Origin of the sequence: Pseudoalteromonas shioyasakiensis, assembly GCF_001550135.1 — a bacterium.
In the GTDB taxonomy this organism is placed as follows: domain Bacteria; phylum Pseudomonadota; class Gammaproteobacteria; order Enterobacterales; family Alteromonadaceae; genus Pseudoalteromonas; species Pseudoalteromonas shioyasakiensis.
In genome coordinates this window covers 25,641-45,268 of record NZ_LRUE01000006.1, presented here as the reverse complement: position 1 = coordinate 45,268, position 19,628 = coordinate 25,641, and the positions used below count along the sequence as shown (strand labels likewise).

The following is a 19,628-nucleotide window of genomic DNA, read 5'->3' as shown; positions in this document are numbered from 1 at the left end:
TAATCACCTTACTATGGTTAGCCTCGCCAGAAGGTTGGCGTAAACAACACTAACAGGGTGAATATTTCTAAACGACCAAATACCATCGCAATAGTAAGTAGCCATTTTGCCGTATCAGAAATCGCTCCGTAATGAGCAGCGACTTCACCTAAACCTGGGCCTAAGTTATTTAAGCAAGCAGCTGTTGCTGAGAATGCACTGATGTTATCCATGCCGGTGCCCATCAGCGCCAACATAATAATGACGAACACTAACGCATACGCAGAGAAGAAGCCCCAAACAGCTTCTACAACTTTATCTGGAAGTGCTTTTCGGCCTAATTTAATTGAATAAATAGCTCTTGGGTGCACAAGACGATTGAGCTCACGAATACCTTGTAAGTAAAGTAAGAACACCCGCACTACCTTCATACCACCGCCGGTAGAGCCGGCACAGCCGCCAATAAAACTTGAGAAAATAAGTAAAATAGGTAAGAACAGTGGCCATGCTGAGAAGTTATCAGTCGCAAAGCCCGCGGTAGTACTCATTGATACCGCTTGGAACATAGCTTGGTCGAGAGTCTCATCACCATCGGCATAAATATTATTTGATGACAGCACAGTAAAGCAGACAATGACCAATGCTAATTGAATCAATAAGAACACTTTAAATTCAGGGTCGCGTAAATAAACACGAATATTGCGTGAAGCTACCGCCGCATAATGCAGCGAGAAGTTAATGGCTGCGATCAGCAAAAACACTACGCAAATAAAGTTAATTAATGGGCTATCAAACTGCCCCATTGATGCATCGTAGGTAGAGAAGCCGCCTATCGCAATCGTAGAGAACGCATGACAGATTGCATCAAACCAATCCATTCCTGCAGCCCAATACGCAAGCGTACAAGCTATCGTCAGCGATACATAGATATACCAAAGATGCTTTGCGGTATCGGCAATACGCGGTGTCATTTTTGAGTCTTTAACCGGACCAGGTGTTTCTGCACGGTATAGCTGCATACCACCGACCCCTAGCATAGGCAGTACCGCGACTGCGAGTACGATGATCCCCATACCACCTAGCCATTGCAGTTGCTGGCGATAAAAGAGGACTGATTTAGGTAGGTATTCTATGCCCGTAAGTACGGTAGCCCCTGTTGTTGTCAGCCCAGAAAAGGCCTCAAATACGGAGTCAGCTAAGGAAAGATTAGGCTCTTGTAAGAACACTAAAGGCACCGCAGCGAAGGTACCTAGTACCAACCAGAACAAGACTACAATCAAGAAGCCTTCACGGGCTTTAAGATCACCATGCTCATGACGGTTTGGATAATAAGCTGCTAAACCAATTACAACACTAAAAATGAAAGCGAGAACGAATGGCACACCACCACCGTCTTTGTAGATCAAAGACACCAGTGCCGGAGGCACCATAGTGATACTAAATAGCGCCACCAGCTGGCCGAGAATTTTTATTATGGTACGAAATTGCATCTAGGCGTATCGCTTTCTTATTAAATGTTTAGCTAATACAGTTTATTGTCTTACAGCCTTAATTGTAAGTAAACGGAATGTATTATTTTTACATTTCAAACTTTTCTGACTTTTAGGCTAACTTCGCCATGAGTCAATTCATGGATATCATCAATCGCTTGCTCTGCCTGACGGCTATCGATTTCAATTTGCCATGTGATGTTCTCTGCAAATTGTTTTTCGATATTAAGCACCTGATACTGATTTTTTAATAACTGCTCAATTGCACCTTGTACGCTGTAATCACTTTGACCAACTAGTTCAACACTCGGTACCTTGGTAATGGTTTTAAGCTCGCGCATGGCATTATTTAAACTACCGCCGTAAGCGCGAACTAGCCCACCTGTACCAAGCTTGATGCCCCCGAAATAACGGGTTACCACCGCTGTAATTTCACCAATACCAGAGCCTGTTAATACATTAAGCATTGGCTTACCTGCTGTGCCATTGGGCTCACCATCATCAGAAAAGCCATACACATGACTACCACCGGGATTACCCGCAACATGTGCCCAGCAATTATGACGAGCATCGCTGTATTTATCTTGAATCTCTTTGATAAAGGCTTTTGCTGCCGCAAGATCTGGGGTGTGGGCAATATGCACAATAAACGTGCTTTTTTTAATTTCTTCTTGGTAAAAAACCGGCTCAGCCGGATATTGGTATTCAGACATAATTGCTTATCTAAAAAAATGGGGCCTATTGGCCCCAATATTCACTAACCTTTATCGTTAATCTAAGTGTAGATCACGAGTCATGTTTTCTAGGCTATCTTCATGAACGATAATATTATCTTCAATACGGATACCGCCAAATGGCTTAAACTCTTCAACTTTTCCCCAGTTAATAAACTGTTTGTTGTCAGTTTGCGCAAGGTCACCTAATAACGAGTCGATAAAGTATAAACCAGGTTCAATAGTAAATACTTGGTTCTTTTCGATTAAGCGAGTGCAACGTAGGAACGGATGACCTTCAGGTGGTGCTTGGTGCGCACCTGTATCATCAGCCATAAAGCCACCCATATCGTGAACTTGTAAACCAAGATGATGACCAAGACCATGCGGGAAGAACGTCGACGTAATACCACGCTCAACAATTTCAGCGGCTGGTAACTTCACAATATTAAAGTCGCTTAGTACTTGCGCTACACGCTGGTGACAATCTAAATGCAATTCACCGTATAACAAGCCAGGCTTTAATGCTTTACCTAAAGCGATTTGATGCTCAGTCATTACTTTAATTAAGTCGCTAAACTCACCTGACTTTTTAAAGTCATAAGTACGTGTGATATCAGCAGCATAACCATTAAAGTTTGCACCTGCGTCAATAAGGAAAGAGTGATGCGTTTGCGGCGCTTTAGGCTCAAAATGCGTGTAATGTAAAATTGCACAATTCTCATTTAGTGCAACGATATTGCCGTAAGGCATCTCGTTTTCACTCTGGCGGGTAGCCATGAGGTAAGCTTGCTGAATATCAAACTCTGAACCACCAGCAAAAAACGTATCGCGTGCTGCTTTGTGGCCATCTACCGCGATACGGTTAGCTTGGCGTAAACACTCAAGCTCATACTGCGTTTTATAAGCACGATGAAAATGAAGGTAGTTCATAACTGGCTCTGGGTTCATAATACTAAAGCCCAGCGCTTGCGCTACTTCTAGGTATTCACCGATATAGGCAAACTTTTCTTTATCGTAAGGCAGTAGCTTTTCTACCTGATCTGGCTGTACTAATAATTCAATATCAAAATACTCAGCCCAAAAATCACGTGGTTCGTCAGGCACTTTATGCCAAAAGTCGACAGGACGATAAAAAATCAGTTTCGGCTTAGATGCACCATCAACCACAATCCAACAATGTGGGTTGTCGATCACTGGTAACCAAGCTTTAAATTGCGGATTCACCTTAAACGGATAATACATGTCATCTAAAAACTGACGTTTAGCCTGACCTGAGTGAATTACTAATCCTTCTAAACCTTCACGCTCTGTAATTGTTCGAGTGCGTTGTTGCAAGGTTGCAATATGTTCGGCGTATAACACCGCTAATTTATCCATAGTAAACCCATCTTTAGTAAATTTAACTTGTTGGCAGTCTATCATAGCCAGCACTATCCCCCAACTGAGGGAGGATAGTGTGACAAATCGAGTTTAACCACCCATCGACATATCAAGAATTGGCGCTAGAACATTGCCATCGCGTCCTAATCGAGTGTGATAAACCTGTCTGTAAGCAAATACATTCTTAACGTAGTTTCGTGTTTCTGTATAAGGAATTAACTCAATCCACAGCTCAGCTGGCATAGCTTGCTCTGGGATCCAGCGTTTAATACGATGATAACCCGCATTATAAGAAGCCGTTGCCAAGATTTCGTTGCCATGATTTTTCTTTTTCAAATACTGCAAATACTCACTACCTAGGCGAATATTAGTACGAGGCTGGTATAACTGTTTTCGTGATACAGAGCTTTTATTCATATACTTAGCAGTGCTTGGCAACAACTGCATTAAACCATGGGCATTGGCATGAGAACGCGCATCGGGCGCAAAAGAACTTTCACGGCGTGAAATTGCAATGCTCCAAGCAACATCAATATGGCTGCGACTGCTATATGTTGCAAATACATCTTTGAACGCAAATGGGAAACGTAAGTCGACATAGTCCCACTCTTTTAACTGCGCCAAGGTGTAGATAGTACTGTCGTACCAATCAAGTTCAGCAGCAAGCAATGACGCAGCAAGCTTTTCTTCTTTGGTTGATGTACCCGTTAAATAATTCCACTCACGACGCGCAGATGTAAAGCGCTCAAGCTCATATAAAGCACGAGCTCGCTTAAAGCCTGGAGCATTCGCCACTTCAAGCTTTAGCTTATTACTAATATTTATCTCTTTATTATTTAAGCTAACCGGAATACCTAAGCGTGCAGATGCTAAAAAGCCGTAATAATCACGCTCTTTAGCCACTGTTTGCCAGATTTCACGAGCACGCTCGACTTCACCACGTTGGTTTAAGCTATATGCCAACCAATATTGTTGACCTAGGCTCAGGTTTTCTTTGCCTGTAAAAAACGCCACAATACCAGACCAATCTTGTCTCTCTAACATATTGCCAAGTTGCCATTGCATTAACTTTCTAGTTTGACGGTCTTTAGGCACTTTATTTAACCAAAAGCGCGCTTGTTGGTGGCCACTTGAAGCAAGCGACAAGGCAAAACTGTAGTAAACATCCGCTTTTTGCTCGTCTGTGTAATCGAACATGGTTTCGAGCTTTTCCCAGGCACGCAGTGCAAGGTCTTTATCTCGCCATACTAGGCGCTTAACTCCATAAATCGCAATCTGCCCTTCTTTAGCAGATTTTTTCTTGTAGCGATAAAGGCCCGCTGAAGCACTCGGATCTTTGCGTACCTTTAAATATAAATCAGCTAAATATTGGTCAGCACGAGGCAGTAATGTTTTTAAGTATGGAATTAAACTTGATGAGCCCCCTTCGGCAGCCAAGCTAATGCGCTGCCAAACCCGCTCTTCGGTCTGGTAACCTTTTTTCTTCCAAAGAGAGAACAACTTATCGCACTCTTTTGGTTGTGATTTTCCTACCACCCATAAATCAGTCACTTGATTCATGATGGCTTTTTCAGGCGCACCTAAGTCCAATTGAAAACTTAAATAAGGACAGGTCAATTCGTTATTGCTTGTTTCGCGATAGTTACGAATATAAGCCGCTTTTTTGTTGTACTTTTTTAAGTAATTAAGCCATGCCTTACGTACAGGCCACTCTAGTGGCGTGTTTTGGTAAACATTGAGGTAGTTTTCGATTTCTGTCTGGTGTTTAAGGCTCGGATTACGTTGCCAATAAGCCTTTTCGACATAAGGCTTCAAAGGGTGGTCAAGCCCACTTGCCGCCTCTTTCATGTCTTGATAATCACCGTAACGCGCCTTTTTTTCTGCTTTTAAAAAAGCGTCATGTTTATCGTTGGCTTCAGCTGCAAAAAAAGGAAAAAGTAATGCGGCAGCTGTCCAACCAAGGAGTTGTTTTTTCATGATGACCTTTAACAAAAATTAAAGAATTAATAACAAAAAACTTCTCCTACACCTTAGCACCAAACCAGCTATATTTTAACCAATCGCGATAAAGCGCAGTAAATTTTTCGTTGCATTTTCATTTTAAAGCAAGCACACTGATTGAAATGCAAACTCATCGTACCAGTCTTAGTTAATAAACTAGGGAGAATAATAATGTTATATAAAAGCGATTCATTTGAAGTTGCTTTCATCAAGGACAACATCGCCGAGTTTAAGTTCTGTGCAGACGGCTCAGTAAATAAACTTTCGCAGCAAACCTTGCAAGATTGCGCTTTAGCATTAAAAGAATTGGCAACAAACTCAGATATCAAAGGCATGGTGTTCACCAGCGATAAAGATCATTTCATTATCGGTGCCGACATTTTCGAATTTTTACCTACCTTCACTAAACCTCAAGAAGAACTTGTTGCATGGATCAAAAATGCAACTGACGTTTTTGATGCAATTGAAGATTTACCTTTCCCAACGCTAAGTGCTGTAAACGGCATGGCGCTTGGCGGTGGATGTGAGTGGGCACTTGCTACCGATTACCGCGTTGCTAGCTCTAACGCTAAAATTGGCCTACCTGAAGTTAAACTAGGCATCATGCCTGGTTTTGGTGGTACAGTTCGCCTTCCACGCCTTATTGGCGCTGATAATGCGATGACATGGATCACTACAGGTAAAGAAAACCGCGCTGCTGATGCCTTAAAAGTAGGTGCTTTTGACGCAGTAGTTAGTGCTGACAAACTTTTAGAGTCAAGTATTGCAACACTTGAGCAAGCAATTGCTGGCAAGCTAGATTGGCAAGCAAAACGACAAGTAAAATTACAGCCACTGAAAATGAACCGTGTTGAGCAAGGTATGAGCTTTGCGATGGCTGAAGGCATGGTAATGGGTCAGACAAAAGGTCACTACCCAGCACCTGTTATGGCTGTAAAAACAATCAAAGCTGCAGCAAACTGTGAACGCGCTGAAGCAATGGCGATTGAAAACGCTAACTTTGCTAAATTAGCAGCAACAAGCGAAGCTGCTGCACAAACAGGTATTTTCTTAGCTGACCAATACATTAAAGGTAAAGCGAAGAAGCAAGCTAAACACAGTGAACTTGAGATCAAACAAGCAGCTGTATTAGGCGCAGGTATTATGGGTGGCGGTATTGCATATCAGTCTGCTTATAAAGGTACACCTATTATCATGAAAGACATCAACCAAGATGCACTTGATTTAGGTATGGGTGAAGCATCTAAGCTACTTGGCAAAAAAGTACAACGTGGCCATATGGCGATGGATAAGATGGTTGCTACCTTAGGCAAGATCAAACCAACACTAAACGATGCGGACCTACAAAGCGCAGACATCGTTGTTGAAGCTGTGGTTGAAAACCCTAAAGTGAAGCAAGCTGTTCTTGCGGGCCTTGAAAAAGACTTACCAGCGGGCACTATCCTAACTTCAAATACCTCAACAATTCGTATTGACGAGTTAGCATCGGCACTTGAAAAACCAGAAAACTTCTGTGGTATGCACTTCTTTAACCCAGTGCCAAAAATGCCATTAGTAGAAATCATTCGTGGTGAAAAAACATCAGAAGCTACTATTAATGCGGTTGTTGATTACGCATTAAAACTTGGTAAATCACCAATCGTTGTAAACGACTGTCCTGGTTTCTTTGTAAACCGCGTACTATTCCCTTACTTTGCAGGTTTCAGCAAACTTGTTGTTGAAGGTGCTGACTTCACTAAAGTTGATAAAGTGATGGAAAATGTATTTGGTTGGCCTATGGGTCCTGCATATCTTCTTGATGTTGTAGGTATCGATACAGCTTACCACTGTACAGGTGTAATGGCTGACGGTTTCCCTGAGCGTATGGCTCGCCAAGATAAAGACCCTGTTACTGTATTTGCAAACGAAAAACGCTTTGGTCAGAAAAATGGTGCTGGTTTCTACCAATACGCGCCAGACCGTCGTGGTCGCCTGAAAAAAGCAAAAGATGCAACAGCAACAGAGTTACTAAGTGCTATCACTGATGCACCTAAAGATTTCGACAAACAAGAAATCATTGACCGTTGTATGATCCCTATGATCAACGAAGTACTACTTTGTTTACAAGAAGGTATCGTAGCGTCTCCACAAGAAGCTGACATGGCGCTAATTTACGGCATTGGTTTCCCTCCATTTAGAGGCGGTGCATTCCGTTACTTAGATCAAACTGGTTTAGCGAACTTTGTTGCGACAGCAGACAAATACGCTCACTTAGGTGCGATTTACCAAGTATCAGATGAAACTCGCAAGTGGGCCGAAGAAGGCCGTGTATTCTATAAGGTGGAAGGATAAGAAACATGAATAATCCAGTAATCGTAGATTGTATCCGCACACCAATGGGTCGTTCAAAGAACGGCGTATTCAAAAATAAGCGTGCGGAAGATTTAAGTGCTCACTTAATGAAAGGTTTGTTAGACCGTAACCCAGCCGTTGATCCAGCATCAATTGATGATATTTACTGGGGCTGTGTACAACAAACTTTAGAGCAAGGTTTTAACATTGCTCGTAACGCATCACTACTAGCCGGTATCCCTCACTCAGTACCAGCTGTCACAGTTAACCGTTTATGTGGTTCATCAATGCAAGCATTACACGATGCAGCACGCGCTATTATGACTGGCGCTGGTGATACCTACATCATTGGTGGTGTTGAGCACATGGGTCACGTACCTATGACTCACGGTAATGATTTTCACCCAGGTTTATCAACGTCTGTAGCACAAGCTGCTGGCGTAATGGGTTTAACTGCCGAATACCTTGCTACGCTGCACGGCATTAGCCGCAAGCAACAAGACGAATTTGCTTACCGTTCACACCAACGTGCACACGCAGCAACTGTTGAAGGTCGTTTCCGTCGTGAAATCCTGCCAATGGAAGGTCACGATGCAGATGGTTCTTTAATCTTAGTTGAAGACGATGAAGTAATCCGTCCTGAGACAACTGTTGAAGGCTTATCGCAACTACGCCCTGTATTCAATCCAGCATCAGGTAGCGTAACGGCAGGTACTTCTTCTGCACTTTCTGACGGCGCGTCAGCAATGCTTGTAATGAGCGAAGAGAAAGCAAAAGAACTTGGTTTACCTATTCGTGCGCGTATTAAATCAATGGCTGTTGCAGGTTGCGATCCATCAATCATGGGTTACGGCCCTGTTCCTGCATCGCAAAAAGCACTTCAACAAGCAGGTATCACTATTGACGATATCGATGTTGCAGAGCTTAACGAAGCATTCGCAGCACAATCTCTACCAGTGTTAAAAGACCTAGGTCTGATGGATGTGGTAGATGAAAAAGTTAACCTAAATGGTGGTGCAATTGCACTTGGTCACCCACTTGGTTGTTCTGGTTCACGTATTAGCACAACGCTTGTTCACCTAATGGAAGACAAGAACGCTAAATACGGTCTAGCAACTATGTGTATTGGTTTAGGCCAAGGTATTGCAACTGTATTTGAGCGCGTAGAATAACGAGCTCACACCAAACATCTTGGTGATAAAAAGGCGCACTGAATTGCTCAGTGCGCCTTTTTTATTTGCTTTGCTTTCACTTATTGAAACTGGCGGCAATAGAAAGTTAAAATAGCCGCTTAATAATCGTCTCTTTCACCTAAAAGGTCAGCCATGAGTTTTGATAATCCCGATCACCAATTAGATGCACTTGGCCTTCGTTGTCCAGAACCTGTCATGATGGTGCGTGGCGCAGTACGTAAAATGAAAGATGGCGAAACATTACTGATCATCGCCGACGACCCATCAACCACCCGTGATATCCCAAGCTTTTGTACTTTTATGGATCACACTCTCGTGGCAAAAGATGTAAAAGAAGCACCGTATAGATACTTGGTGAAGAAAGGGTTATAACAACGAGTTTCGAGTTTCGAGTTTCGAGTTTCGAGTTTCGAGTTTCGAGTTTCGAGTTTCGAGTTTCGAGTTTCGAGTTTCGAGTTAATCAATTAAAATTAAAAGTGAGCATTTATCAATATTAAACGCTCACTCGATCGGCTTAAAACTGACAGCTGAAAGCTTAAAGCTATTTCTTTGTTACTGTCACTTTTGGTTGATTACTATTGCGGTAATCAAAGCTCACTACATACACACCTTTTGCAGCGGGTTTAAAGCTGAAATAATTGTAGATGGTATTACAGTCGGCATTGGCGGCTTGGCCTAGAACCAATGATTGCCCTGCTGGGTCCATATCACTGTAACCACAGTTATAGCCTTCGCTAAAATCAGCATCTGCTACTTTGAATTCATATACCTTACCAGGCGTTGAAAACTTAACCTCGGTTTGAAATATGCCTGGTGCAACTTGTTCTAATTTATACTGCGGCTCAGCATCCCACAAGGTAAAATCACCACGTAAGTACATAGTACGGTCAAGCTCTTTGCTTGGCAGAATATCGTCGATGCTTGGCATTTGCATTTGGCTAGAACAGGCTGTTAATAAGCCCGCTAATGCTAAAGTAATTACACGTTTCATTACTGTTCCTTATGCTACAAAAAAGCCAGCACTGAGCTGGCTTTTATTAATTGGCTACTGCTTACTTCTGAAGTACAGAAATATCAGCAATATCTAAAAACAGACGGCTTAGTTGGCTTAACAATGCTAAACGGTTTTGTTTAACCGCTTCGTCATCAGCCATTACCATGACGTTATCGAAGAAGTTATCAACACTCTCACGGATACCCGCAAGTTGTGATAATGCTTCTTGGTAATCGCCATTTGCATACAGAGGTGCAAGCTCAGTTGCAAACTTAGCAACGTGTGATGCTAATACTTTCTCTGCATCATCGCTTAATAGGCTCTCATTTACATCACCTTGTGTTGTGATGTCATTTTTAGCCAAGATATTGCTTACACGTTTATTTGCTGCTGCAAGCGCTTCTGCTGCGTCTAATGTACGGAAGTGACTTACCGCTTTAACACGACGGTCGAAATCAACTGGTTTAGTTGGGCGACGTGCTAGCACTGCTTGAATGACATCAACTTCGATACCTTCATCTTGATACCATGCGCGGAAACGACCTAGCATAAACTCAAACACATCTGTTGATACGTTTAGGTTCGTTAGCTTTTCACCGAATAGCGTTTGTGATTTAGCAACAAGGTCTAAGATATCTAGCGGTAATGATTTTTCAACCATGATGCGTAATGCACCAATTGCTGCACGGCGAAGTGCAAATGGGTCTTTGTCGCCTTTTGGTGCTTGACCAATACCAAAAATACCCACCAGCGTATCAAACTTATCAGCAATTGCGACCGCACAGCTGATCACATTTGTTGGTAAGTTATCACCCGCGAAGCGAGGCATATATTGTTCGTTTTGCGCTAGTGCAACTTCTTCAGCTTCACCGTCGTGACGAGCGTAATGCATACCCATTACACCTTGTACGTCGGTAAACTCCATGACCATTTCGGTCATTAAGTCTGTTTTACTTAATAAACCTGCTCGCTTAGCCAGCTCTGCATCAGCACCTAATTGCTCAGCAATGTAACCTGCAAGTTCACTAATACGCTCAGATTTGTCTTTCAACGTACCAAGTTGCTTTTGGAATAAAACAGTATCTAGAGACTCTAAGCGACTCTCTAGCGTTTTCTTCTTATCTGTTTCGTAGAAGAACTGCGCATCAGCTAAACGAGGACGAACAACTTTTTCGTTACCAGCAATTACCACGCTTGGATCTTTACTTTCGATATTAGAAACAAATAGGAACTTGTTAAGTAAGTTGCCATCTTGGTCTAATAACGGGAAGTACTTTTGATCGTCCTTCATGGTATAGATAAGCGCTTCTGAAGGAACATCTAAGAATGCTTCTTCGAATGTTGCAGTCAACGTTACTGGCCATTCAACCAAGGATGTTACTTCTTCAAGTAAGTCTTCATCCATCGCTACTTTTGCATTTACAGCGCTAGCTGCTGCTTCAATTTGTTCGCGAATTTGTGCTTTACGCGCTTCGAAGTCAGCGACAACGTAAGCAGATTTCAGCACATCAAACACATCATCAGCGTGGTTGATTGTTACTTTTTCTGGATGATGGAAACGGTGACCTTGTAATTGGTTGCCAACTTGCTTACCAAGGATCTCGCCTTCAATTAGCGTGCTACCAAATAAGATAGTCGCTGTGTGCACAGGGCGAATAAATTGTGTTTTATTTGCCCCCCAACGCATTGGTTTAGGGATAGGTAATTTTGCAAGAGCTTTGTTTACTGCATCACTCATAAGCGATGTAGTTGCTTGACCTTCAACCTGTGCTTTATGTAATAACCAAGCGCCTTTATCTGTCTCAAGTGTTTGTGCATCGCTTACATCGATACCACAACCACGAGCCCAACCCATTGCTGCTTTAGTTGGATTACCATCGGCATCAAAAGCTGCTGCAACTGCAGGACCACGCTTTTCTACAACCTTGTCACTTTGTTTTGCTTCAAGTGCACTAACACGTAAACCTAAACGACGTGGTGATGCGTACCAGTTAACGCCTTGGTGATTTAATTCTAAGCTTGCAAGCTCAGTTGCTAAGTTCTCAGCAAACGACTCAGCAAGTTTACGAAGTGCTTTCGGTGGCAACTCTTCTGTGCCAATTTCTACTAATAAATTTTCTGCTGACATGCTAATTCTTAATCCTTACAAAGCGGGAAACCAAGAGCTTCACGGGCATCATAGTAACTTTGCGCACATGCTTTAGATAAAGCACGAACACGTAAGATATAACGTTGACGTTCTGTTACTGAGATAGCGTGACGAGCGTCTAATAAGTTAAACGCATGTGATGCTTTCATTACTTGCTCATAAGCTGGTAATGGTAGGCCTGCTTCAATTAGCTTTTCGCTTTCTTTTTCACAGTGATCGAACTGTGCAAATAAGAACTCAACATCCGCTTGTTCGAAGTTATAAGCTGACTGCTCTACTTCGTTTTGATGGAATACATCACCGTATGTCACACGACCCATAGGACCGTCTGCCCATACTAGGTCATAGATACTATCTACGCCCTGAATATACATAGCTAAACGCTCAAGACCATAAGTGATTTCACCGGTTACTGGTGAGCACTCTAAGCCACCTACTTGCTGGAAGTAAGTGAACTGAGTTACTTCCATGCCGTTTAACCAGATCTCCCAACCTAAACCCCAAGCACCTAGTGTAGGCGACTCCCAGTTGTCTTCTACGAAGCGAACTTCATCAGTTAGTGTATCAATACCAACAGCAGCTAAAGAGCCTAAATAGAGCTCCTGAATGTTTTCTGGTGATGGCTTTAATACAACTTGGAATTGGTAGTAATGCTGTAAACGGTTCGGGTTTTCACCATAGCGACCATCAGTTGGACGGCGGCATGGTTGAACATACGCGCTCGACATTGGCTCTGGGCCAATCGACTTTAAGAAAGTTAACGGATGAAATGTCCCTGCTCCCACTTCCATATCGAGTGGTTGAGCAATCACACAGCCTTGCTGTGCCCAATAGTCCTGTAAAGCCAGGATCAAACCTTGAAAGGTTTTAACGTCATATTTTTGCATATTTGGCTTATAGTATCTGGTGCGTTTAGTCTGAAAATTGCTCTCAGTATACCTTGTGTGCAGTAAGGTTTTAAGCAGTTTGTGCTTTTTCAGCAATAAAAAAAGGAGCCAGTTGGCTCCTTTTTAATTCTTAATTTCGCGTTATACGTCTAGGTTAACTACACGTAGCGCATTCGTTTCGATGAAGTCACGACGCGGCTCAACTTGGTCACCCATTAGAGTCGCAAACAATTGGTCTGCCGCTACTGCATCTTCAATTGTTACTTTCAACATACGACGAGCATCTGGGTCCATAGTGGTTTCCCAAAGCTGATCTGGGTTCATCTCACCAAGTCCTTTATAGCGTTGAATATAAAGGCCACGCTTCGATTCATTGATTAACCACTCTAATGCATCCACAAAGTTATCAACAGCAAGAGTTTTCTCACCGCGTTGAACATATGCCCCTTCTTCAAGTAAGTTAGCAATGTTTACGCCTGTCGCTGCAATGCGTTTGTAGTCACGCGATGTGATGAAGTCATGGTTTAGTACATGAGCTTTATCCACACCATGCTGACGAATATTCACAACAGGATAATACATGTTGCGCTCAGTATCGTGCTCAGTGCCCGCATGGAAGATAGTTGCATCTTCATCACGTGCAATTAAGTCGTCAACTAGAGTATTAGTCCACTCTTTAACTTTTGCTTCATCTGCTAAATCAGCTTCGGTAATTTCGCTTTGATAAATTAAACGTTCCATAACCGAGTTTGGATATTTACGTTTTAAGCGCTCAATCACTTTAACTGTATTTTGATAGTCGTGAACGATTCTTTCTAGCTCTTCACCTTCAAGTGCAGATGCACCTTCGCTTGTATAAAGTGCAGCATTGTTTAATGCTAATGATGTTAAGTAATCAACAAGCGCTGGATCATCTTTAATGTAGCGTTCTTGCTTACCTTTTTTCACTTTATAAAGTGGTGGTTGCGCAATATAGATAAAGCCTTTTTCTACAATCTCTGGCATTTGACGGTAGAAGAAAGTCAGTAGTAAGGTACGAATGTGAGAACCATCCACGTCCGCATCGGTCATGATAATGATACGATGATAACGTAGCTTTTCTGGGTCATATTCATCACGACCAATACCACAGCCTAATGCAGTGATTAGAGTTGCTACTTCTTGAGAAGAAAGCATCTTATCAAAGCGTGCTTTTTCTACGTTAAGAATCTTACCTTTAAGTGGCAAAATTGCTTGGTTTTTACGGTTACGACCCTGCTTAGCTGAACCACCTGCAGAGTCACCCTCCACTATGTATAGTTCAGAAAGTGCTGGATCTTTTTCTTGGCAGTCTGCCAATTTACCTGGTAAGCCAGCTAAATCCATTGCACCTTTACGGCGTGTCATTTCACGTGCTTTACGTGCTGCTTCACGAGCTCGTGCTGCATCAATAATTTTGCCAACAACTGTTTTAGCATCAACAGGGTTTTCTAATAAGAACTCTGTTAATTTTTCTGCCATTGCTTGTTCTACAGCAGACTTAACTTCACTTGATACTAGTTTGTCTTTAGTTTGTGATGAGAACTTAGGATCAGGAACTTTAACACTTACAACCGCAGTTAAGCCTTCACGAGCATCATCACCCGTTGCATTACTTGTTGTTTTCGCTTTTTTGTTAAAGCCTTCTTTTTCCATGTAGTTATTTAGCGTACGTGTTAATGCTGCTCTAAAGCCAGCTAAGTGCGTACCACCATCACGTTGTGGAATGTTGTTTGTGAAACAGTAAATGCTCTCTTGGAAGCCATCGTTCCATTGCATTGAAACTTCTACACTAATACCGTCTTCTTCACGCTCATGGGTAAAGTGGAAAACACTTTTATGTACAGGTGTTTTGTTACGGTTTAGATATTCTACGAATGCTTGGATACCACCGTCATATTTGAAGTGGTCATTCTTAGATTCTTCGCGCTCATCAGTAAGAATGATACTTACACCAGAGTTTAAGAACGAAAGCTCACGTAAACGCTTTGCTAAAATATCGTAGTGGAAGTTAAGGTCAGTGAATGTTTCACCACTTGGCCAGAAACGTAATTCAGTACCTGTGTCTGTTGCATCACCAATTATAGCTAATGGCGCATCTGGTACACCCATAGTATATGTTTGTTGGTGAATTTTTCCTTCACGACGAATGGTCAGTTGCAGCTTTTCAGATAGTGCATTTACTACCGAAACACCTACACCGTGTAAGCCACCAGATACTTTATATGAGTTATCATCGAACTTACCACCAGCATGAAGTACCGTCATGATAACTTCAGCCGCTGAAACACCTTCTTCTTCATGAATAGACGTAGGAATACCACGACCGTTATCTCTTACAGAGACTGAACCGTCTAAGTGAATCGTTACAAAAATATCATCACAATGACCAGCTAAGGCTTCATCGATAGAGTTATCAACAACCTCAAACACCATATGGTGAAGGCCTGTACCGTCATCGGTGTCCCCTATATACATTCCTGGACGCTTTCTTACTGCGTCTAATCCTTTAAGTACTTTAATACTCGACGAATCGTAATTCTCAGACATGGTTAATCCCACTTATCTTGTTATTAGGTTGCCATGTTTCACGTGGAACATTTTTAGTTCTCGTTGCATGGGTTCCACCACAGCAGAAATACTTTCAGATAAAATTGAAGAGATAAAAAGTTGCGAATCGCAATGAGTCAAAAGTTGACCCACTTTTTCTTTTGTATCTTCACCTAGTTCTGAAGGTAAGTCATCTATTAGCAATATAGATTGCTTATCTGTTTCTGACTCAATTAAGCTATTTTGCGTTACTTTTAACGCATAAAGCAAGAGCTTCAATTGACCGCGAGAAAAGGTATTTTCTACACTGTTACCAGAAACACTAAAACTAAAATCAGCTTTATGCGGACCTTTACTTGTGAAACCTTGTTTGGCATCACGTTCAAAGCTTTGCTCAAGCGCCTCTGAGAGCGTTTCACTCTCTTTCCAACCCGCATGAAAGTTAATTTCTAAATCGCTTACAAGCGTTAATTCTGCACACATTTTATCAAAAAACTGCTGCTTAAACCTACTTATATACGCGATTCTTAGATTATTTATTTGTTCAGCTAGTCTAACAAATTCTTTATCCCAAAACTTGATCTGTTCGAAATAATCTCGAGGTTTACTTTTTAATAAAGCATTACGTTGTTTCAGTACTTTATTAAAAGACTGCCACAAGTAAAAAAAGTCATGTTCCACGTGGAACAATCCTAAATCGAGAAATTTTCTACGCTCTTTTGGGCCACCAAAAAACAACGAATAGCTTTCTGGAGTAATAACTTGCACCGGCACTAGTTGAGCTAATTCAGATATTTTACGGCTCGTTTTTCCCTGAATCTTTAAAGACGTTTCACCCGCTTGGTTTTTACTTATACCAATCGGAATAGACAAATCATGCAGCGCTTTGCGACCATGAATCACAAACTTGTCTTGTTGATGCTGAATGATATTTTTATGTTTGGCGGTACGAAATGATTTACCGTGAGAAAGGAAATATATCGCCTCAAGGAGACTGGTTTTTCCGCTGCCATTTTCGCCATAGATAATGTTTATGCCATTAACCGGCTCAAGTGTCAGCGCCTCAATATTCCGAAAATTATTGAGGCTTAAATGACTTAAACTCATATAAGCTTATAGGCGCATCGGCATTACAACGTACATAGCTTCTTCGTCACCTGCACCTTCAATTAGCGCACTGCTATTAGAGTCTGCAAGCGTAAAGGTTACATCTTCTGTTTTTAATGTATTCAGTACATCAAGCACATAAGAAACGTTAAAGCCAATTTCAAGTTCGCCGCCTTGGTACATTACTTCAACCACCTCTTCAGCTTGTTCTTGCTCAGGGTTGTTTGCTGTAATTTTTAATAAACCTTCAGACAGATTTAAACGTACACCACGGAATTTTTCATTCGATAAAATAGACACACGTTGGAAAGCACTACGAAGCCATTCACGGTTAGCAGTAATCACTTTATCACCACCACGTGGCAATACTCGACGATAATCAGGAAAACGACCATCAACTAGTTTACTAGTAAATGTAAACTCAGTATCAATAATGCGAATATGGTTAGCACCAAATTGAATGGTTACTAGCTCATCATCAGCCACCATTAGGCGCATAATTTCTTGTACACCTTTACGTGGAATAATTAACTGACGTTGTGTATTTAAAGACTGTGGCAATTGCTTTTGTGCAATTGCCAAACGGTGACCATCTGTAGCCACTGTTTTGATATCTGCGTTATCAACTTCAAATGACATACCGTTTAAGTAATAACGTACGTCTTGATTCGCCATAGAAAAGTGCGTGCTCTCTAAAAGTTTACGCAACTCTAAACGCGTTAGTTGAAACTCAACTTCACCATCCCACTGCTCAAGATTCGGAAAATCTTCAGCGGCCAGCGTAGTTAAAGAAAAACGGCTTTTACCACTTGTTAGTAGTAACTGATGATCTTGGCTACTTAACGTAAGGTCTGAGCCATCAGGTAAACTTTTACAAATATCGAGTAACTTTTTAGCTGGTAAAGTGAGTTGCGTATCTGTGGTATCTTCACCGACAAACACACTCGCCACTAACTCAATTTCAAGATCGGTACCCGTCATCGAAAGTTGTCCGTTTTCAACAACTAACAGTACGTTCGATAAAATAGGTAAGGTGTGCTTACGCTCAATCGCACCAGACACTTGAACTAAAGGTTTTAAAAATTGCTCTCTTGATATTGTTATTTGCATAATAAAGTCGGCCTTAAGATGACAAGGTTCTTATTAAGTTTTGATAATCTTCTTTCACTTCGTGGCTTTCGTCACGTAGTGATTTAACTTTACGACAAGCGTGTAATACAGTTGTGTGATCGCGACCGCCAAAAGCGTCGCCAATCTCAGGTAAACTGTGATTTGTAAGTTCTTTTGATAATGCCATGGCCACTTGACGTGGTCTTGCTACTGAACGGCTACGGCGTTTAGAGAGTAAATCTGACACACGAATACGGTAATACTCAGCAACAGTACGCTGAATATTATCTATCGTTACCAGTTTATCTTGCAGCGCAAGTAAGTCACGTAGCGCTTCTTTTACAAAGTCGATCGAAATCGGACGACCAGTAAAGTTTGCATTAGCAATAACGCGGTTTAACGCCCCTTCTAATTCACGCACATTTGAGCGTAATTTTTTCGCGATAAAAAAGGCAACTTCGTGAGGTAAATTGATTTTACTTTGCTGCGCTTTTTTCATCAAAATAGCAACGCGCGTTTCAAGTTCTGGCGGCTCAATAGCAATGGTTAAGCCCCAACCAAAACGTGATTTAAGGCGATCTTCAACCCCTTCTATCTCTTTAGGATAGCGGTCTGAAGTTAAGATAATTTGTTGATTTCCTTCAAGTAAAGCATTGAAGGTATGAAAGAACTCTTCTTGTGAGCGTTCTTTATTAGCGAAGAATTGAATGTCATCGATCATCAATGCATCAACACTTCGGTAATAACGTTTAAATTCTTCTATGGCATTATTTTGTAGCGCTTTAACCATGTCTTGCACAAATCGCTCTGAGTGCATATAAACAATTTTCGCGTCTGGCTTATTAGCCATAATACCGTTGCCAACAGCATGTAATAAGTGAGTTTTACCTAAGCCAGTACCACCGTATATAAATACAGGGTTAAATGCAGAACCTGGGTTATCTGCAACTTGAGTCGCTGCGGCTTTTGCTAATTGATTTGATTTACCTTCAACAAAGCTATCAAAGGTATAATTTTCTTTAATGTTTGATTTATAGCCTGATTTTGGTGCAGGTTCGACCGCTGCTTTTTCAGGTTTTGGTTGTTGCTTTTCAGCAGCTTGTTGTGGAACAGATGCACTTGCTTCTGTTGCAGCCGGTGCAGATGCCACTTGGGCATTTAAAATAGGTTTACTACCAACATCAAAACGTAATTCAGGTGCTTCATCACCACAAATTTCAACGAGTAGTTCATTAATACGGTTTAAATACTTTTCTCTCACCCAATCCAAAACAAAGCGGTTAGGTGCATATATAGTCAACGTATCTTCGGTACTTTCTGCTTGAAGTGGTCTTACCCACATACTGAATTGCTGTGAAGGCAATTCATCTTGCAATACATATAAACAACTTTGCCAAACCGACAGATACACAGTTAAACTCCCAGAGATTTAATTTTTATTCCCGTTCATCTTTAATGATGGAAAATCAAACATTTATTGCTAATCTTTGACCAACTTTCTTGGCCCAGACCGACTATTATGAAGGTACTTTATCCACAAGTACAAGATTGATTTTTATGAAAAATATGATCTCAGCAACATAAAACAATAAAACACTGATTTTTAAGAAAATTATTTTTTAAGCTCGAACAGTGATCATAACAAATCTGCAGCCAGATCGCGATCAAATTCTACGATCGAATTGGCTTTTCCCAAGCTTTTATTCACTTTTTATACAGAGGC

General features: G+C 41.5%; 14 protein-coding genes. 3 read left to right on the top strand and 11 right to left on the bottom strand.

What is annotated here, in order from left to right; all coding sequences use genetic code 11:
- Positions 1–17: 17 nt before the first annotated feature.
- From PASHI_RS03520 to PASHI_RS03505, 4 genes are all read right to left on the bottom strand, one after another.
- Entirely contained in the window at positions 18–1,469 is a 1,452-nt protein-coding gene (locus tag PASHI_RS03520) for a TrkH family potassium uptake protein (RefSeq protein ID WP_054563770.1), read from the bottom strand.
- Between the two features lie 95 nt (positions 1,470–1,564).
- Positions 1,565–2,182: a YigZ family protein gene (locus PASHI_RS03515; protein WP_062564605.1), complete on the bottom strand. Its 618-nt coding sequence runs from the start codon at positions 2,180–2,182 to the stop codon at positions 1,565–1,567.
- 57 nt (positions 2,183–2,239) lie between these two features.
- Entirely contained in the window at positions 2,240–3,562 is a 1,323-nt protein-coding gene (pepQ, locus tag PASHI_RS03510) for a Xaa-Pro dipeptidase (RefSeq protein ID WP_062564615.1), read from the bottom strand.
- Positions 3,563–3,655: 93 nt separating this feature from the next.
- Positions 3,656–5,542 (bottom strand): transglycosylase SLT domain-containing protein, encoded by a 1,887-nt coding sequence (locus tag PASHI_RS03505; protein ID WP_054563767.1) that lies wholly within the window; start codon positions 5,540–5,542, stop codon positions 3,656–3,658.
- Positions 5,543–5,737: 195 nt separating this feature from the next.
- Between PASHI_RS03505 and fadB the strand changes: the two genes are divergently transcribed.
- From fadB to tusA, 3 genes are all read left to right on the top strand, one after another.
- Positions 5,738–7,897 (top strand): fatty acid oxidation complex subunit alpha FadB, encoded by a 2,160-nt coding sequence (gene fadB, locus PASHI_RS03500; RefSeq protein ID WP_054554783.1) that lies wholly within the window; start codon positions 5,738–5,740, stop codon positions 7,895–7,897.
- Between the two features lie 5 nt (positions 7,898–7,902).
- Positions 7,903–9,069: an acetyl-CoA C-acyltransferase FadA gene (gene fadA, locus PASHI_RS03495; protein WP_062564604.1), complete on the top strand. Its 1,167-nt coding sequence runs from the start codon at positions 7,903–7,905 to the stop codon at positions 9,067–9,069.
- A 153-nt stretch (positions 9,070–9,222) separates the two neighbouring features.
- Positions 9,223–9,462 (top strand): sulfurtransferase TusA, encoded by a 240-nt coding sequence (gene tusA, locus PASHI_RS03490; RefSeq protein ID WP_055199314.1) that lies wholly within the window; start codon positions 9,223–9,225, stop codon positions 9,460–9,462.
- Between the two features lie 169 nt (positions 9,463–9,631).
- Here tusA and PASHI_RS03485 read toward each other — a convergent pair whose 3' ends face one another.
- The 7 genes from PASHI_RS03485 to dnaA all read right to left on the bottom strand — a co-directional run bounded on the left by PASHI_RS03485 (position 9,632) and on the right by dnaA (position 19,316).
- Positions 9,632–10,081 (bottom strand): early set domain-containing protein, encoded by a 450-nt coding sequence (locus tag PASHI_RS03485; protein WP_062564603.1) that lies wholly within the window; start codon positions 10,079–10,081, stop codon positions 9,632–9,634.
- Positions 10,082–10,142: 61 nt separating this feature from the next.
- On the bottom strand, positions 10,143–12,212 hold the full coding sequence (gene glyS, locus PASHI_RS03480; RefSeq protein WP_062564602.1) for a glycine--tRNA ligase subunit beta: 2,070 nt from the start codon (positions 12,210–12,212) through the stop codon (positions 10,143–10,145).
- A gap of 8 nt (positions 12,213–12,220) precedes the next feature.
- Positions 12,221–13,120 (bottom strand): glycine--tRNA ligase subunit alpha, encoded by a 900-nt coding sequence (glyQ, locus tag PASHI_RS03475; RefSeq protein ID WP_054554789.1) that lies wholly within the window; start codon positions 13,118–13,120, stop codon positions 12,221–12,223.
- Positions 13,121–13,261: 141 nt separating this feature from the next.
- Positions 13,262–15,688 (bottom strand): DNA topoisomerase (ATP-hydrolyzing) subunit B, encoded by a 2,427-nt coding sequence (gyrB, locus tag PASHI_RS03470; RefSeq protein WP_054563762.1) that lies wholly within the window; start codon positions 15,686–15,688, stop codon positions 13,262–13,264.
- 12 nt (positions 15,689–15,700) lie between these two features.
- Positions 15,701–16,795 (bottom strand): DNA replication/repair protein RecF, encoded by a 1,095-nt coding sequence (gene recF, locus PASHI_RS03465; RefSeq protein ID WP_054563761.1) that lies wholly within the window; start codon positions 16,793–16,795, stop codon positions 15,701–15,703.
- A gap of 6 nt (positions 16,796–16,801) precedes the next feature.
- The gene (dnaN, locus tag PASHI_RS03460; protein WP_054563760.1) at positions 16,802–17,905 is read right to left on the bottom strand and encodes a DNA polymerase III subunit beta; all 1,104 of its coding nucleotides are present in this window, start codon (positions 17,903–17,905) and stop codon (positions 16,802–16,804) included.
- Between the two features lie 13 nt (positions 17,906–17,918).
- Entirely contained in the window at positions 17,919–19,316 is a 1,398-nt protein-coding gene (gene dnaA / locus PASHI_RS03455) for a chromosomal replication initiator protein DnaA (protein ID WP_062564601.1), read from the bottom strand.
- Positions 19,317–19,628 lie beyond the last annotated feature (312 nt).

Coding starts and splice junctions, on each gene's coding strand:
- PASHI_RS03520 (WP_054563770.1), bottom strand. CDS start 1,469: ATGCAATTTCGTACCATAATAAAAATTCTCGGCCAGCTGGTGGCGCTA.
- PASHI_RS03515 (WP_062564605.1), bottom strand. CDS start 2,182: ATGTCTGAATACCAATATCCGGCTGAGCCGGTTTTTTACCAAGAAGAA.
- pepQ (WP_062564615.1), bottom strand. CDS start 3,562: ATGGATAAATTAGCGGTGTTATACGCCGAACATATTGCAACCTTGCAA.
- PASHI_RS03505 (WP_054563767.1), bottom strand. CDS start 5,542: ATGAAAAAACAACTCCTTGGTTGGACAGCTGCCGCATTACTTTTTCCT.
- fadB (WP_054554783.1), top strand. CDS start 5,738: ATGTTATATAAAAGCGATTCATTTGAAGTTGCTTTCATCAAGGACAAC.
- fadA (WP_062564604.1), top strand. CDS start 7,903: ATGAATAATCCAGTAATCGTAGATTGTATCCGCACACCAATGGGTCGT.
- tusA (WP_055199314.1), top strand. CDS start 9,223: ATGAGTTTTGATAATCCCGATCACCAATTAGATGCACTTGGCCTTCGT.
- PASHI_RS03485 (WP_062564603.1), bottom strand. CDS start 10,081: ATGAAACGTGTAATTACTTTAGCATTAGCGGGCTTATTAACAGCCTGT.
- glyS (WP_062564602.1), bottom strand. CDS start 12,212: ATGTCAGCAGAAAATTTATTAGTAGAAATTGGCACAGAAGAGTTGCCA.
- glyQ (WP_054554789.1), bottom strand. CDS start 13,120: ATGCAAAAATATGACGTTAAAACCTTTCAAGGTTTGATCCTGGCTTTA.
- gyrB (WP_054563762.1), bottom strand. CDS start 15,688: ATGTCTGAGAATTACGATTCGTCGAGTATTAAAGTACTTAAAGGATTA.
- recF (WP_054563761.1), bottom strand. CDS start 16,795: ATGAGTTTAAGTCATTTAAGCCTCAATAATTTTCGGAATATTGAGGCG.
- dnaN (WP_054563760.1), bottom strand. CDS start 17,905: ATGCAAATAACAATATCAAGAGAGCAATTTTTAAAACCTTTAGTTCAA.